Consider the following 1,299-nt stretch of genomic DNA (forward strand, 5'->3'; position numbering starts at 1 on the left):
CTGCCTACACCCCGGGCAACGCTGGCAAGTCGCGCGGCTCGGAGGTGCTGCGCGACGACGACGGCCTCCCTGTAGTGGACGAGAGCGTGGCGATCATGACCGTGCCCGAGTGGCGCGCGCTGGTTCGTCGCCTGGACGAGCGCGACAGCGCCCAGAGCCGCCCCCGGGCGCTGAGGGCCAAGACGTCGGCGCTGCTGTCGGGGCTGGTGTGGTGCGGCCACTGCGACGTGCGCATGTACCGGGGCACCACCGCCGGACGTCACGCGTACTACTGCCCCCGCTGCCACCAGACCGCGAGCAACCTAGACCGCTATGTGGTGGCGGAGTTCCTGCGGGTGAACGGCGACTCGCAGCGGCTCACGCAGGTGGAAGAGATACACGAGGGCGGTGCGGCGGTGCTGCCCGAGATTGAGCACCGCCTGGCCGAGTTGGGCGACCAGCTTCGACTCACAGACGATGACAATGAGGCGGAGCGGCTGGCTGCGGCCATGAGCAACCTGCGGCGAATCCGCCGCGAGGCGCGCGCCAAGGCGCCCGTGGTGCGGCTGGTGGAGCATGGCACCACTGAGACCTACGCGGCGGCGTGGACCGCTGCGGGTGACGATGTGCAGGCGCGGCGTGCGGTCCTCAACGACGCGCTGGCCCGCGTGACGGTGCGGAAGGGCAAGGTGGGCCGCTACTTCGACCTGAGTCGGCTGTCGTACGAGTGGCGGCGTGGGGCCGGACCATGGGAACCGCCCGAGGAGCAGTTCGGAACGCCCGAGTAGGGCACCCGAACGGCCATGCGTAACCGCAGGTCGAGGGTTTCTGCCCGGGGTACCCGGGGGTGTTCGATATGCACCTCGAGAGAATTATCACGCGCGATATCAAACGCCCCCGGGTACCCCGGGCAGAAGAGGGTCTGGGGAGCCGCACGGTGGCCTCCGCGTGGCGCGCAGTCCGGTACCTTGTTGCACCGAATGCCATTGGTGTAAGTTGGCTGCACCGCCGTCGGCTCCCCCCGGGGAACTCAAGGTGGACGTAGCACCGTTGGACGGTCTGACCTGGACCCGAGGCATTACCGCGGTGGATAAAACGAAGCAGACGAGCAGGGCTACCGGGCGTTAGTGGGCGTCCGGGCTGGGGCACCAGATGTGCACCAGTAGGTACTACCGCTGATCGGCCGGAAAACCAGGTTGGTCGGCAGCGGGAGCCGTACCAGAACAGCAACATTCGTTCTGGAGGCTCCTGTGACGCGCCGTGAACCATCTACAGACCCTGTCATCCTTGCCAGGAACCGCCTGGCAGTCCTGCATCAGC

Annotated in this window: 1 protein-coding gene; it reads left to right on the plus strand. The window is 67.7% G+C overall.

All coding sequences use genetic code 11. The features are described from left to right. Positions 1-767 (plus strand): recombinase zinc ribbon domain-containing protein (locus FV560_RS19935; protein WP_200837848.1); only part of this gene is annotated, 767 nt, incomplete at its 5' end. Positions 768-1,299 lie beyond the last annotated feature (532 nt).

It is taken from the genome of Ruania rhizosphaerae (assembly GCF_009805705.1).
Lineage (GTDB): Bacteria > Actinomycetota > Actinomycetes > Actinomycetales > Beutenbergiaceae > Ruania > Ruania rhizosphaerae.